The organism is Rhodococcus sp. JG-3, from assembly GCF_000482405.1.
Lineage (GTDB): Bacteria > Actinomycetota > Actinomycetes > Mycobacteriales > Mycobacteriaceae > Rhodococcoides > Rhodococcoides fascians.
Genome location: NZ_KI519398.1, coordinates 3,281,474 through 3,294,885 on the forward strand (window position 1 = coordinate 3,281,474; position 13,412 = coordinate 3,294,885).

A 13,412-nucleotide genomic window follows, 5' to 3' on the forward strand; every position below is an offset into this window, starting at 1 on the left:
CCGGTCTGGTTCTCGCGCTGACCGCGACCATGCCCGGAGTCGCGGCAGCGGTACCGCCGCCCCCGCCCAACCCGTCCGATACCGACATCGCCGCGGCCGGCAGCGCCGTCGACTCACGCCTGGGGCAGGTCGGACAGCTGATCGACGCGATCGCATCCGCCAACCAGCAACTCGCACAGCTCGACGACGAGGTCGCCGTGAAGCGAGAAGGCGTCAACAAAGCCCTGGTCGACCTGCAGAACGCACGGGACGCCGCCGACGTGGCCGCAGCAGTCGTAGGAGCAGCGCAGCAGGCGCTCGCCGATGCAGGCACACAGATTCAGGCAGCCCAGCGCAAGTTCGACGAGTTCGCCAAATCGAGCTACACCCAGGGCTCGGGCGTCGCCTCGATGGCGTCGTTCCTCGGTTCGAGCGGACCGGACGACGTTCTCGACCGCGCCCAGGTTCTCAAGGTGCTGTCCAACAGTCAGAATGCCGTGCTCGACGGCCTCCAGCGGGCCCGAACCGAGCAGGCGAACCGGGACTCGGCCGCCCGTGAATCCAAGCAGCAGGCGGATGCGGCAGCGTCCGAAGCCGAATCGAAGAAAGCCGAGGCCGAGCAGGCCATCGCTGCAGCGCAGGCAGCGTTGCAAGCCGAGGCCGATCAGAAAGCCGCTATCGAGTCCCAGCGAGACGCCGCTCAGACCGAGCTCGACGCAGCCCGGAGCAACGTGGCCGGCCTCCAGGGTCAACGAGCCGCGTACAGCGACTGGGAAGCGCAGAAGGCGGCCGAGGATGCAGCAATAGCCGCGGCTGCGGCTGCCGCTCGTGAGGCCGCGGTTCAGGCGGCGGCCCGGGTGTCGGCCAACCTGGCTGCGCAGCAACGAGCCGCTGCGATCGCGGAGGGCCAGCGCTCGCACGTGGACGTCGACGACGACTCGAGTTCGTCCACCGACTCCGACAGTTCGAGCGGAACCACGACGACTCCGACCCAGCCCACACCCAGCAAGCCCACTCCCAGCAAGCCCAAGCCCTCGACCACACCGTCGGTGACGGGCAGTGCTGCCGTGGAATTGGCGATCGACCGCGGGATGAGCCAGCTCGGTGTTCCGTATTCCTGGGGCGGCGGCGACGAGAACGGGCCGACCAAGGGAATCCGAGACGGCGGAGTCGCAGACAGTTACGGCGACTACAACAAGGTGGGCTTCGACTGCTCCGGCCTGATGATCTACGCATTCGCAGGTCTGGGTATCTCTCTGCCCCACTACACCGGCTACCAGTACACGGCAGGCAAGCAGGTTCCGTCGTCGCAGATGAAGCGTGGCGACATGATCTTCTACGGACCGAACGCCAGTCAGCACGTCGCGCTCTACCTCGGCGACGGGAAGATGCTCGAGGCCCCGCAATCCGGATCGGTGGTCAAGGTCTCCGACGTCAGGTACAGCGGTATGACGCCGTACGCCGTGCGCATGGTGTCCTGAGCTCGCTGTCGCTCCCGATGTCGCTGTTCGGTACTTCTGCGTCGTTCCGCAGGCTCCACTCCGGCGCGCGGGTCAGGGGTGGGTTTCGGCGCGCGCGAGCATCACCTGGAATAGTTGATCTCGGCGGTATGGAACGTGCCCGACGATGATCGACTGAAAGCGGTGAATTCTTGGTGACATCACGTGACGGCCGGATTTCGAACGACGAGGAGCCGACACAGATCGGGTCTTCGAGTCCGAATCCGCAGGGTGGGGAGCCGGAGCGGGTGGACAGTCCCGATCTCGCCGACGACGTTCGGCTTCTCGAGAAGGCCGTGTACGAGGTCAAAAGGGTGATCGTCGGTCAGGATCGTCTGGTCGAGCGCATTCTGGTCGGCTTGTTGGCCCGTGGGCACGTGCTGCTGGAAGGCGTTCCCGGCGTGGCGAAGACCCTCGCAGTGGAGACGTTCGCCCGCGTTGTCGGTGGCTCGTTCTCCCGCGTCCAGTTCACCCCGGACCTGGTACCCACCGACCTGGTCGGAACCCGCATCTACCGTCAGGGCCGCGAAGAGTTCGACACCGAACTCGGCCCGGTCGTCGCGAACTTCGTCCTTGCCGACGAGATCAACCGAGCACCGGCGAAGGTCCAGTCGGCGCTGCTCGAAGTCATGGCCGAGCGGCACGTGACCATCGGTGGCAAGACGTTCCCCATGCCCGATCCGTTCCTGGTGATGGCGACGCAGAACCCCATCGAGAACGAAGGCGTGTACCCGCTCCCGGAAGCCCAGCGCGACCGCTTCCTGTTCAAGATCGTCGTCGACTATCCGACGGTGGAAGAAGAACGCGAGATCGTCTACCGCATGGGGATCAAGGCCCCCGAGCCCAAGCAGATACTCGACCCTGTCGAGTTGGTCCGTCTGCAGAACCTGGCCAGTTCGGTGTTCGTGCACCACGCGCTCGTCGACTACGTGGTTCGGGTCATCGCCGCCACCCGCACGCCCGAACAGTTCGGGTTGGACGATGTCGGCAGCTGGATCGCATACGGGGCCTCCCCGCGTGCGACCCTCGGCATCATCGCTGCGTCCCGCGCCCTCGCCCTGCTGCGAGGCCGCGACTACGTCGTTCCTCAGGACGTGCTCGAGGTGATTCCCGACGTGCTCCGGCATCGGCTGGTGCTTTCCTACGATGCCCTCGCCGACGAAGTGACGCCCGAGACCGTGATCTCCCGCATTCTGCAGACCGTCGGACTACCGCAGGTGTCGCCGCAGGCGGTTCCGATGTCGCAGGACAACGGCACCGCACCCGGTCAGCCCTTCGGTGGCCAACAGGGCACACCGCAGTTCCCGGGAGCGGGGCCGCAGTATCCGGCTCAGGGACCGTATCCGACCCAGGGGCATTACCCGGGGCAGGGACAGAGCCCGACCCAGGGGCAGTACCCGGGTCAGCCGCAGTTCCCCGGGCAAGGGACCGGCTCGGCACTTCAGCCCGGACCCGAGCAGCGCCCACCGGGCGGTCCGGCCGGCGAACCCGCTCCGTCGCTGCACAAGCCGTCGGGTGATGCATCGTCGACCGGTTCGCCGGGTCAGTGAGCGCAGCCGACAGAGCCGGCCGAGGTGCGGTCTCACGGCCGCCGTCGTTTCGGTCCGGCGAACTGCGTGATCCGAAGCTGGCCGCTGCGCTGCGCACGCTCGAGATAACGGTACGTAGGCGTCTCGACGGCGTTCTGCACGGCGACCACCTCGGCCTGATACCCGGCCCGGGATCCGAACCGGGGGACGCGCGCGAGTATCAGCCCGGTGACGACGTTCGGCAGATGGACTGGTCGGTCACTGCCCGGACGACACACCCACACGTGCGGCAGTCGGTGGCCGATCGCGAACTGGAAACGTGGCTTGTCGTCGATCTGTCGGCCAGCCTCGACTTCGGAACCGCGGGGTGCGAGAAGCGCGATCTCGCGGTCGCGGCCTCGGCCGCCATCACCCACCTGACCGGCGGCGGTGGTAATCGCATCGGAGCTGTCGTGGCCACCGGCGCGACGACGACGCGAATCCCAGCGCGCGGGGGGCGGGTGCACAGCCAGTCGATGCTGCGGACGATCGCTACGACACCGTCCGCCGCAGACGGCGTCCGCGGAGATCTTCGCGATGCCGTCGAGGCGCTGCGGCATCCCGAACGCCGTCGCGGTCTGGCCGTGGTGATCAGCGACTTCCTCGGCCCGATCGACTGGGAGCGATCACTGCGGGCGATCTCTGCCAGACACGACGTACTTGCCGTCGAGGTGCTCGATCCGCGAGACCTCGAACTTCCGGATGTGGGAGACGTGGTTCTGCACGACCCGGAGTCCGGCCGCACTCGGGAGTTCGCCGCGACGCCCCGGCTCCGCGCCGACTTCGCGCGAGCAGCCGCAGCACACCGCGACGACGTGGAGAAAGCGTTGCGCCGATGCGGGGCACCGCGTTTGACTCTGCGCACCGACGGTGACTGGATCGCCAATGTCGTCCGCTTCGTCACTGCTCGCAGGCACACCATCGGCTCCGGTTTCACCAATACCGCGAGGGCAGGTTCGCGATGAGCCTCACCGATTTCTCAGCGCCGTGGTGGCTCGCGTTTCTGGTCGTCGTCCTCGCCCTGACGGCGGGGTACGTCTGGATTCAACGCCGCAAGCAGAAGCACGTGCTGCGTTTCTCCAACATGGAGTTGCTCGAGTCGGTCGCGCCGAACCGGCCCAATCGTCTGCGTCATCTCCCGACCGCACTGGTGCTGGTCGGGCTGATGTTCCTGACCGTCGCGTTGGCCGGCCCCACTGCCGATCAACGTGTTCCACGCAACCGCGCGACGGTCATGCTCGTCATCGATGTGTCGCTGTCCATGGAAGCGACGGACGTCGAACCCACTCGGCTGGCTGCGGCCCAAGAAGCAGCGAAGTCGTTCGCCGATGGCCTCACGCCCGGCATCAACCTCGGTCTCGTCGCGTTCGCCGGGACTGCCTCGGTATTGGTCTCACCCACGGCCAACCGCGACGCCACCAAGTCGGCAATCGACAAACTGCAGCTCAGCGAGCGGACGGCCACCGGTGAAGCAATCTTCACCTCGCTGCAGTCGATCGACACTCTCGGCGCGATCCTCGGGGGTGGCGACGCGGCACCGCCGGCCCGCATCGTGCTGCTCTCCGACGGTAAGCAAACCGTTCCCCAGAACCTCGACGATCCACGAGGCGGCTACACCGCAGCGCGCGCAGCCAAGGACAAGGGAGTGCCGATCTCGACGATCTCGTTCGGCACCAGCTACGGGTCGGTCGAGATCGAAGACGAAGGTGGAGGCGGGGTCGAGCGCGTGCCCGTTCCGGTCGACGACCCGTCGTTGCGCGAGATCGCGACTCTGTCCGGGGGAAGTTTCTTCACGGCCTCCTCGCTCGAGGGCCTCCGAGACGTCTACGACACCCTGGAGGAGCAGATCGGCTTCGAGATCACCCGCGGGGACGCATCGCGACCCTGGTTGATCCTCGGTGTCCTGTGCATATCCGCCGGGCTCGGTTCGGCGTTGGTGATGCGGCAACGATTGCCGTGATCGCTGTTATTACTCACCAGTAAGTTTCGCTTTGTCATTCCAGGACGAACAGATAGGTTGCTAGGCATGTCCACACCTGACTTCATCGCGCGATCGGTACTCGTCACCGGAGGTAACCGGGGTATCGGTCTGGCCATCGCCCAACGGCTCAGTGCCGACGGACACAAGGTGGCCGTCACCCACCGCGGATCCGGGGCTCCCGACGGATTGCTCGGGGTCGTCTGCGACGTCACCGACTCCGATTCGGTCGACGCGGCCTTCAAGGAGGTCGAGGAGAAGCAGGGACCTGTCGAGGTACTTGTCTCCAACGCGGGCACCACCGACGACACACTCATCATGCGGATGACTGACGAACAATTCTCGAACGTGCTCGATGCCAACCTCACGGGTGCATTCAGGGTGGCGAAGCGGGCAAGTCGCTCGATGCTCCGTGCCCGCTATGGTCGATTCATTTTTCTCGGTTCGGTTGTCGGTATGACCGGTACCGCCGGTCAGGCGAACTACGCCTCCTCCAAAGCGGGCGTTATTGGCTTGGCTCGTTCTCTGACACGCGAACTAGGATCCCGTTCCATCACCGCCAATGTTGTCGCACCCGGTTTTATCGACACCGAGATGACTCAGGTGCTGGACGAAAAAATCCAGGAGATGGCCGTCAAGGCAATTCCGCTGGCGCGCAAGGGCAAGGCAGAAGAAGTGGCAGGCGTCGTGAGTTGGCTGGCGTCGCCCGATGCGGCTTATGTCTCCGGCGCGGTCATACCAGTCGACGGCGGCCTGGGCATGGGGCACTGAGAATCCCTCTCGCACAACGATTTCGATAGATATTCACCTCCGATTTAAGGACGCAGCATTATGGGCGGATTGCTCGAAGGCAAGACCATTCTCATCACCGGCATCATCACCGACGCGTCGATCGCGTTCCACGCCGCGGCCATGGCGCAGGAGCAGGGTGCCAAGGTGATCATCACCGGGTTCGATCGGCTGCGGCTCATCGACCGCATCGCGCAGCGCCTGCCCAAGGAGGTGCCCCCGGCGATCGAGCTCGACGCCACCAATGAAGAGCACCTCGCCGCGCTGGCGGACCGAATTCGTGAAGTAGCGCCGGAGGGTATCGACGGCGTTCTGCACTCCATCGCATTCGCACCTCGCACCCTGATGGGCCCGGATGCCAAGCCCTTCCTCGACGGCCCCGGCCCCGACGCGGCGAGGGCATTCGAGATCTCTGCGTGGAGCTACGCGTCTCTCGCGCGTGCCGTGCTCCCGGTCATGAACGAGGGTGGCTCGATCGTCGGAATGGACTTCGATCCACGGACGTCGATGCCGTACTACAACTGGATGGGCGTGGCCAAGGCTGCTCTCGAGTCGGTGAATCGTTACGTGGCACGGGAAGTGGGCGCAGCCAAGCGTATCCGCTCCAATCTCGTTGCAGCAGGACCGATCAGGACTCTTGCCGCCAAGGCGATTGCGGGCACCGCGACCGGCGATGCGGCCAAGATGGACCAGCTGAACGTGTACTGGGACGGTGCCGCTCCCATCGGATGGGACGTCAACGATCCGACCGTCGTCGCCAAGTCGATCGTCGCGTTGCTGTCGGATTGGCTGCCCGGAACCACCGGGTCGATCGTGTACGTCGACGGCGGAGCGAGCCACAACACGTACCTGCCCGAAAACATGTGACACGTCGGTGAGCGGAGTCCGACGTGGGCTCGCTCACCGTAGGTTTCGTCGACCGATTGTGCCCCTGCCGCAGCCCTGCTGCGACAGGGGCACAATGGATTCATGACCACCCCTGGAGATTTCGACGCACTGTTGGTGCTCTCGTTCGGCGGACCGGAAAAGCCCGCCGACGTTCGCCCGTTTCTCGAGAACGTCACTCGCGGACGTGGTGTGCCGCCCGAGCGTCTCGACGCCGTCGTCGAGCACTACATGCACTTCGGTGGCGTGTCACCGATCAACGAACTCAATCGCGACATCATCGCCGCACTGCAGGCCGAGTTCGATTCGGCCGGAATCGAATTGCCGATCTACTTCGGCAATCGCAATTGGCATCCGATGGTCGAGGACACCGTTGCGACGATGAAGGCGGACGGCGTCCGCTCCGCGCTCGTCTTTCCGACTTCCGCGTGGGGCGGGTATTCCGGGTGCAGGCAGTACCACGAGGACATCGCCAGGGCCCGTGCGTCCGTGGGGGACGACGCCCCGCATTTGCTCAAGATCCGTCAGTATTACGACCACCCGTTGATGGTCGAGGCGTTCGCCGAGGCCGTCGATGCCGCGCGCAGGTCGCTGCCAGAGGAGCATCGGGCAGGAGCGCGGCTGGTGTTCACCGCGCATTCCATTCCGTCGGCAGCCGACGCCAATGCAGGCCCACCCGCGGATGGTGGCCACCTGTACAGCCGGCAGGTTGCGGAGGCGTCGCGTCTGGTCGCGGCCGCATCCGGCAGCACCGAATACGATCTGGTGTGGCAGTCTCGTTCCGGACCACCGCAGGTTCCGTGGCTCGACCCCGACATCTGCGATCATCTCGAAGCACTGTCCGAGAAGTCCGTCGACGCGGTGATCGTGTGCCCGATCGGTTTCGTGTCCGACCACCTCGAAGTGGTGTGGGATCTCGACACCGAAGCCGAGGAGAAGGCCCGTGAACTCGGGATGGCTTTCGCTCGCGCGGGTACGCCCGGTTCCGATGCTCGATTCCCGAAGATGATCAGGGAGCTGGTGGACGAGTATCGCGTCGGCGGGACGTGCCGAGGACTCGGCAGCGTTCCCGGCTACGGATCCACCCTCGACGGCAATCGATGTGCCGTCGGATGTTGCGAGCAGCCGACGCGTCCATCGCGGTCTGCGACGGCACCTGCCTGACTGGCGGCTCCTGCCTGACGGGTGGCCTCTTGCCTGTCTCGCGGCCCAGCCCCGACAGGACCGCTACGTGTCGGTCCTGTCGGTCATCGGGCCGACTGCATCGAGGCACCGATGCTCGTCGCCACGGCGATGGTCCGGGCCGTGCGCACGGCGGCCCACAGCGGCCGGACGAGTTCTTCTCGGGCGGCCGCTGCGGCGGCAGTCGGTGCCTCCGAGGGAGCCGATCCGGCGGCGACGGTGAGGATGGCCGCGACCCGATCGGCCGATTCGAGCACTCGGAAGGCGCGTTCGGACATCTCGGGGGGATAGCGGTGCCGTGCAGCGTCGGCGATCAGCTCGGCGATGCGAGTGCGCGGGTCGGCCTCGAGAGTGCGGGTGGGGAGCGATTGCATCTGTGCGAGTGCATCCGCCGCGCCGCGCACGGCCTCGCGCATCTCGTACTCGGCCTCACCGAGACCTCGATCTCGGTGGGCGTGAGAGGGAACGTCGATCGAATACACGGTCCAGCGCAGCACGTCGGGGCCCTCGACGACGGGTACCACCCCGATTCCGGCGGAGCCCGGGGTACCGATCATCACCGCCTGCTCGGCACCGATCGCTGCACGAGAGAATTCTGTCCGGGCCGGCAGTTCGGCCACCGCACCCGCTGCGGGCAGCACCAGACGTATCCGTTCCTCCCCGGCTGCGGGTGAGGGTCCTGCGTTCGCGGCGGTTCGGACCGCGGCGAGCGCCCCGGCGATGCCCTCCGCGTAGCCCGGAAAGCGCAGCCCGTACGTCGTTGCTGCTTCGTTGTCACCGGCACCGACCAGATGCATCGGTGCCCACTCGGACATCGCGTCGATGACGTCGTCCGGCGAACCGGCACCGGCCAGCCAGGAACCGGCCCACAGGGCAAGACTTGCACTCGGAGAACACACGACTCACGAGCATAGGTCGGCGTGGCGAACCGTGCTCGGGACGCCGGTATCGCTAGCGTTGGTCGCCGTGAACGACATGTACGGCGGAGACATTCTCAAAGGGCACAGTCGCATGCGGAAGGTTCCGGCACCGGAGGTGCCGGCCGAGCGCGGCATGGTGGTCGAGGACGCAGGTTCGGGTTATTGCGGTGCTGTGGTCGGCTTCGAGCGCACATACGACGGAGATTTCGTCCGACTCGAGGACGGCGCCCGAACGACGCGACTGTTCGCCCTGCGCGAGGCCGCATTTCTGATCGACGGCCGCCGGGTGACGCTGGTCCGCCCGAAGCCCGCGACCGCGGCCAAACCGACCAGATCGGCGTCCGGATCCACCAAGGTCGAGGGCCTGCGAGCCCGGACGGCTCGTGCCAGCCGTATCTGGGTCGAGGGTGTGCACGACGCGGCCCTGGTGGAAAGCGTGTGGGGACACGACCTTCGAGTGGAGGGCGTGGTCGTCGAACATCTCGAGGGCCTGGACAATCTGGGGGAGCGGTTGGCCGAGTTCGGCCCCGGCCCGGGCCGTCGCGTCGGGGTCCTGGTCGACCACCTGGTGACCGGGTCCAAGGAATCGAAGATGACCAGATCGTTGGGCGAACACGTTCTCGTCACCGGCCATCCGTTCATCGACGTGTGGGAGGCCGTCAAGCCGTCGGCGGTCGGCATTGCGGCGTGGCCGAAGATTCCGCGCGGTCAGGACTGGAAGACCGGAATCTGTCGAGAGCTGGGCTGGGGAACTCCGCAGGAAGGATGGCGGCGGGTGTACTCGTCGGTGTCGAGCTTCCGAGATCTGGAGGCTCCACTGATCGGTGCCGTCGAACAGTTGGTCGATTTCGTCACCGAGTAGCTGTTACGACCAGCTGATCCGTCGGCGGATGTCCGATTCGTGCCAGGATGGAGCTTGTGGCAGCGATCTTGTGGCTCATAGCGGCGGTTGTGCTTGCCGGTGCCGAAGCACTGACGGGGGACTTCTTCCTACTGATGATCGCCGGCGGTGCGCTCGGTACCGCCGGGGTGTCGGCGTTGACCGACTTCCCGGTATGGGCAGACGCAATCGTTTTCGGCGTGTTGTCGTTGGCGTTGGTTCTGGGTCTGCGTCCGATCTTGTTGCGGCGCTTCGCACATCCGCCGGACACCCCGATGGGGGTTGCGGCTCTCACCGGTAAGAGCGCAGTCGTGCTCGAACAGGTCACTGCGCACGAAGGCCAGATCAAACTCGGTGGCGAGGTGTGGACCGCGCGTCCGTTGGACGAGACAGAGGTCTACGCCCCCGGTACCACCGTGACCGTGATGGAAATCGACGGTGCCACCGCCGTCGTATGGAAGGGACCGTAAAGCCAGTGGAAGCACTCATAGCACTGGCCGTCATCGTTGCGTTCGTCGCCGTGTTGATGGCCAAGTCCATCTCGATCGTCCCGCAAGCCGAGGCAGCAGTGATCGAAAGACTCGGTCGGTACACGCGTACCGTGTCCGGTCAGCTCACGTTCCTCGTCCCGTTCGTCGATCGCATCCGTGCGAAAGTCGATCTGCGAGAACGGGTCGTCTCGTTCCCGCCGCAGCCGGTCATCACCAAGGACAACCTGACGGTGTCGATCGACACCGTCGTCTATTTTCAGGTGACCAATCCACAGTCGGCCGTGTACGAGATCAACAACTACATCGTCGGTGTCGAGCAGTTGACCACCACCACGCTGCGTAACGTCGTCGGCGGAATGACGTTGGAAGAGACTCTGACGTCCCGTGATTCGATCAACGGTCAGCTCCGAGTGGTGCTGGACGAGGCCACCGGTCGGTGGGGTCTTCGAGTCGCCCGCGTCGAGCTCAAGAGCATCGACCCGCCACCCTCGATTCAGGAATCGATGGAGAAGCAGATGAAGGCCGACCGCGAGAAGCGCGCGACCATTCTCACGGCCGAGGGGCACCGTGAATCGGCGATCAAGACAGCCGAGGGCGACAAGCAGAGTCGAATCCTCGCTGCCGAAGGCGGTAAGCAGGCGGCCATCCTCACTGCCGAGGGTGAGCGGCAGTCCAGAATTCTGCGGGCTCAGGGTGATCGCGCCGCGAAGTACCTCGAGGCGCAGGGGCAGGCGAAGGCCATCGAGAAGGTCTTCGGTGCCATCAAGGCGGGTAAGCCCACTCCAGAACTGTTGGCCTACCAGTACATGCAGACGTTGCCTCAGATGGCGCAGGGCGACGCGAACAAGGTGTGGATGATCCCGAGCGATTTCGGCGACGCTCTCAAAGGGTTCGCCAAGACCCTCGGAGCCCCAGGCGAGGACGGGGTGTTCCGATACGAGCCCAACGAGTCCGCGGGCAACGAGCCGAAACCCGAGGACGACTCGGACGAGGTTGCGGAGTGGTTCGAGACCAAGACCGATCCGGCTGTCGCCGAAGCCGTCAAGGCCGCCGAGGCGGTGGCCCGTAAGCCGGTGGACACGTCGTTGGCCGCATCTCCGGAGCTGTCCAAGGGTATGGATATCGGTGCCCTGTCGGCATCTCCCGAGGCAGAACCGGAAGCGCGCTGATCACGAATTGATCGCGAATCCCACGCCCGCTGCCGCCAGTGCCCACAGAACGCTGGCGAAGGTGCCGATGATGAACTGTTCGGAGGCGTGGGATTCGCGCAGTTCGGGGTAGCGCGCAAGTCCTTTGACCGCCAGTACGATGGCGATTCCCTCGGGCCAGCCGGTGAGAATGGATACCGCAACCGCTACACGTTCGAGAATTCCTATCGTCAACCCTCCACGCAGCGGCTCGACCGGCTCGTCGTCGGTCGAGTCGTTCTGTCGTCTGGCGACGCGAAAGACGCTCGGCACCACGGCAGTGCCGCCGACGGCGGCCACGGCAACGCTCAGGACGACTCCGACTGCATGACCGACGCCGTGTGCCGGCCCGGCGAGCGTGGCAAGCACAGCGGCTGCGGTGAGCAGAGTCGAGGCAGCCACAGTGGGGACCCACAGCCTGATGCGGTCGCCGGCCGGGACGAGGGCGACACCTGCCGTCAGAGCCAGAAGAACGAGGGCGACGACGATCATGACGTGTGACTTCCTGTCGCGTCAGCCGCGTTCAACAACCTCGCGGCAAGGGTGCGGCCGGCATTTTCGACGTGCCAGCCGGCGACGGAAAGTCGTTGCGACATAGCCTGTTTGCTGATACCGAGCCTTTCGGCCGCGTCGGTCTGCGACATTCCCTCTGCCATGAGCGCAACCGCCTCTCGGCCCTGGTCCGAGCGACGAGCGACGAGTATGGCAACCAAGGTCGATGCGGTTTCGGCGTCCTCGGCCGCTTCCGGCTCGGGTCCGGTGACGGCGAGCGCAGCAGGCGCATTCTTCGCTCTGGTGACGGCGTCTCGGGCAGCCTCGAATGCCTGGCCCCGGCCGGCGCGCGTCGTGTCGGGTAACGGAAGCTCGACCGAACCGACGCCGATTCCCACGCTCCAATGTGGCGTCGCCACCAGGTCGAGGGCGATCGCGACGACGGTTGCTGCGTCCTCACAGACGGCCTGGACCTCGTCGCCTGCGGTGCGTTCGAACGGGCGGATCAGATCGAAATCGCGATACCGGTCCAGTAGATCGGGCACGCGATCGATGTCACGTCTGCTGCGACGCTGGTCGACGGTCATCACGAACATGCGACAAGGCTAGAGCGTTGATTTGATCAAGTCAAGCTTCCAGGCTTGATTGTCCCGAATCAAGGTTCTCGCCCTGACGCCTGTTCTCCGGTGCCGATGCGGCCTCACGAGTCCGCGACAAACGCCAGTCGACGAACAACCCGCTCACGCCGATCGCAATGCAGATCCCGGACAGCACCAGCAGTACCGGATGGGTCTGCCCGCCGATTGCTCCACCGATCACCACGATCCCGAGGGTGCCGGGCAGCATGCCGGCGGCAGTGGCCAGAGCGAAGGGGACAAGCCGAACCGCCGACACACCGCAGGCGTAGTTCACCAGAGAGAAAGGCACCGGGGCGATCAATCGCAGAGAGCCGACCGCGAGCCACCCTCGTCGGCGCAGGCTCTCGTCGACAGAGTCGAGAGCTGAATGCGACATTCGCGCCGCCACGGCTTCTCGCCCGATCGCCCGAACCAACAGCAGGGCGAGGACCGCGCTGACCGTAGAGGCGCCGATCGTCACCGCCAGACCGGTGAATGGCCCGAACAGCACTCCGGCGCTCAATGTGAACAGGGTTCTGGGAATGGGTGCAATGGTCACCAGTGCATGGACGGCGAAGAACACGAGCGGAAACGCAGGACCGACCGAGGTGCCCCACTGGCGCATCTGCTCGACACTCGGATGCGGGGCGAACACCGCAACGACAGCCAGGACGACGATCACCGCCAGTAGCGCGATCAGACGAAGGTCGCGCAGGTGCCGTGTCACGAGAGGCAAGAGTACCGGCGTGAGATGACAGAACGGTTCGGGAGCGGAGCCTGCGGAGTGACCGAGAGGGGGCGGGAGCGGAGCCTGCGGAGTGACCAGACGGTTCGGGAGCGGAGCCTGCGGCGTTGGTCACCGAACGTGAGGTGATCCTCACGATAGCCTGCATGTAGGTGGGGTTAGCATCACTTCAAGTCGGGTGTAGGACTGCCCGCCGAACC

Annotated in this window: 14 protein-coding genes; 10 read left to right on the forward strand and 4 right to left on the reverse strand. The window is 65.5% G+C overall.

Annotated features, from left to right (window positions below):
* The first annotated feature begins 29 nt into the window (after positions 1 to 29).
* The 7 genes from K414_RS0116985 to K414_RS0117015 all read left to right on the forward strand — a co-directional run bounded on the left by K414_RS0116985 (position 30) and on the right by K414_RS0117015 (position 7,862).
* Positions 30 to 1,460, forward strand: a complete 1,431-nt coding sequence (locus K414_RS0116985) for an NlpC/P60 family protein (protein ID WP_230592988.1) — start codon at positions 30 to 32, stop codon at positions 1,458 to 1,460.
* Between the two features lie 266 nt (positions 1,461 to 1,726).
* The gene (locus K414_RS27240) at positions 1,727 to 3,028 is read left to right on the forward strand and encodes a MoxR family ATPase (protein ID WP_037219345.1); all 1,302 of its coding nucleotides are present in this window, start codon (positions 1,727 to 1,729) and stop codon (positions 3,026 to 3,028) included.
* Positions 3,025 to 4,011 carry a DUF58 domain-containing protein gene (locus K414_RS0116995; protein WP_027497034.1) on the forward strand — a complete coding sequence of 329 codons (987 nt, stop codon included), beginning with the start codon at positions 3,025 to 3,027 and terminating at the stop codon, positions 4,009 to 4,011. The genes K414_RS27240 and K414_RS0116995 overlap by 4 nt, the downstream gene beginning before the upstream one ends.
* Positions 4,008 to 5,006, forward strand: a complete 999-nt coding sequence (locus K414_RS0117000) for a VWA domain-containing protein (protein WP_027497035.1) — start codon at positions 4,008 to 4,010, stop codon at positions 5,004 to 5,006. The genes K414_RS0116995 and K414_RS0117000 overlap by 4 nt, the downstream gene beginning before the upstream one ends.
* Before the next feature lie 66 nt (positions 5,007 to 5,072).
* Complete coding sequence (gene fabG1, locus K414_RS0117005) at positions 5,073 to 5,795, forward strand: 3-oxoacyl-ACP reductase FabG1 (protein WP_027497036.1); 723 nt, start codon at positions 5,073 to 5,075, stop codon at positions 5,793 to 5,795.
* 60 nt (positions 5,796 to 5,855) lie between these two features.
* Positions 5,856 to 6,680 (forward strand): NADH-dependent enoyl-ACP reductase InhA, encoded by an 825-nt coding sequence (gene inhA, locus K414_RS0117010; protein WP_027497037.1) that lies wholly within the window; start codon positions 5,856 to 5,858, stop codon positions 6,678 to 6,680.
* 102 nt (positions 6,681 to 6,782) lie between these two features.
* Entirely contained in the window at positions 6,783 to 7,862 is a 1,080-nt protein-coding gene (locus K414_RS0117015; RefSeq protein ID WP_027497038.1) for a ferrochelatase, read from the forward strand.
* 83 nt (positions 7,863 to 7,945) lie between these two features.
* On the opposite strand, the gene K414_RS0117020 is transcribed toward K414_RS0117015, so the two are convergent.
* Positions 7,946 to 8,779 carry a hypothetical protein gene (locus tag K414_RS0117020; protein ID WP_027497039.1) on the reverse strand — a complete coding sequence of 278 codons (834 nt, stop codon included), beginning with the start codon at positions 8,777 to 8,779 and terminating at the stop codon, positions 7,946 to 7,948.
* 76 nt (positions 8,780 to 8,855) lie between these two features.
* Between K414_RS0117020 and K414_RS0117025 the strand changes: the two genes are divergently transcribed.
* The 3 genes from K414_RS0117025 to K414_RS0117035 are packed head-to-tail and all read left to right on the forward strand — an operon-like array spanning position 8,856 to position 11,340.
* On the forward strand, positions 8,856 to 9,662 hold the full coding sequence (locus K414_RS0117025; protein WP_027497040.1) for a DUF3097 domain-containing protein: 807 nt from the start codon (positions 8,856 to 8,858) through the stop codon (positions 9,660 to 9,662).
* 56 nt (positions 9,663 to 9,718) lie between these two features.
* On the forward strand, positions 9,719 to 10,150 hold the full coding sequence (locus K414_RS0117030; protein WP_027497041.1) for an NfeD family protein: 432 nt from the start codon (positions 9,719 to 9,721) through the stop codon (positions 10,148 to 10,150).
* Positions 10,151 to 10,155: 5 nt separating this feature from the next.
* Complete coding sequence (locus tag K414_RS0117035) at positions 10,156 to 11,340, forward strand: SPFH domain-containing protein (RefSeq protein ID WP_027497042.1); 1,185 nt, start codon at positions 10,156 to 10,158, stop codon at positions 11,338 to 11,340.
* Here K414_RS0117035 and K414_RS0117040 read toward each other — a convergent pair whose 3' ends face one another.
* The 3 genes from K414_RS0117040 to K414_RS0117050 are packed head-to-tail and all read right to left on the reverse strand — an operon-like array spanning position 11,341 to position 13,194.
* Complete coding sequence (locus K414_RS0117040; protein ID WP_027497043.1) at positions 11,341 to 11,850, reverse strand: hypothetical protein; 510 nt, start codon at positions 11,848 to 11,850, stop codon at positions 11,341 to 11,343. It abuts the gene before it with no gap.
* Positions 11,847 to 12,446: a hypothetical protein gene (locus K414_RS0117045; protein ID WP_027497044.1), complete on the reverse strand. Its 600-nt coding sequence runs from the start codon at positions 12,444 to 12,446 to the stop codon at positions 11,847 to 11,849. The genes K414_RS0117040 and K414_RS0117045 overlap by 4 nt, the downstream gene beginning before the upstream one ends.
* Before the next feature lie 31 nt (positions 12,447 to 12,477).
* The gene (locus K414_RS0117050; RefSeq protein WP_027497045.1) at positions 12,478 to 13,194 is read right to left on the reverse strand and encodes a TVP38/TMEM64 family protein; all 717 of its coding nucleotides are present in this window, start codon (positions 13,192 to 13,194) and stop codon (positions 12,478 to 12,480) included.
* Positions 13,195 to 13,412 lie beyond the last annotated feature (218 nt).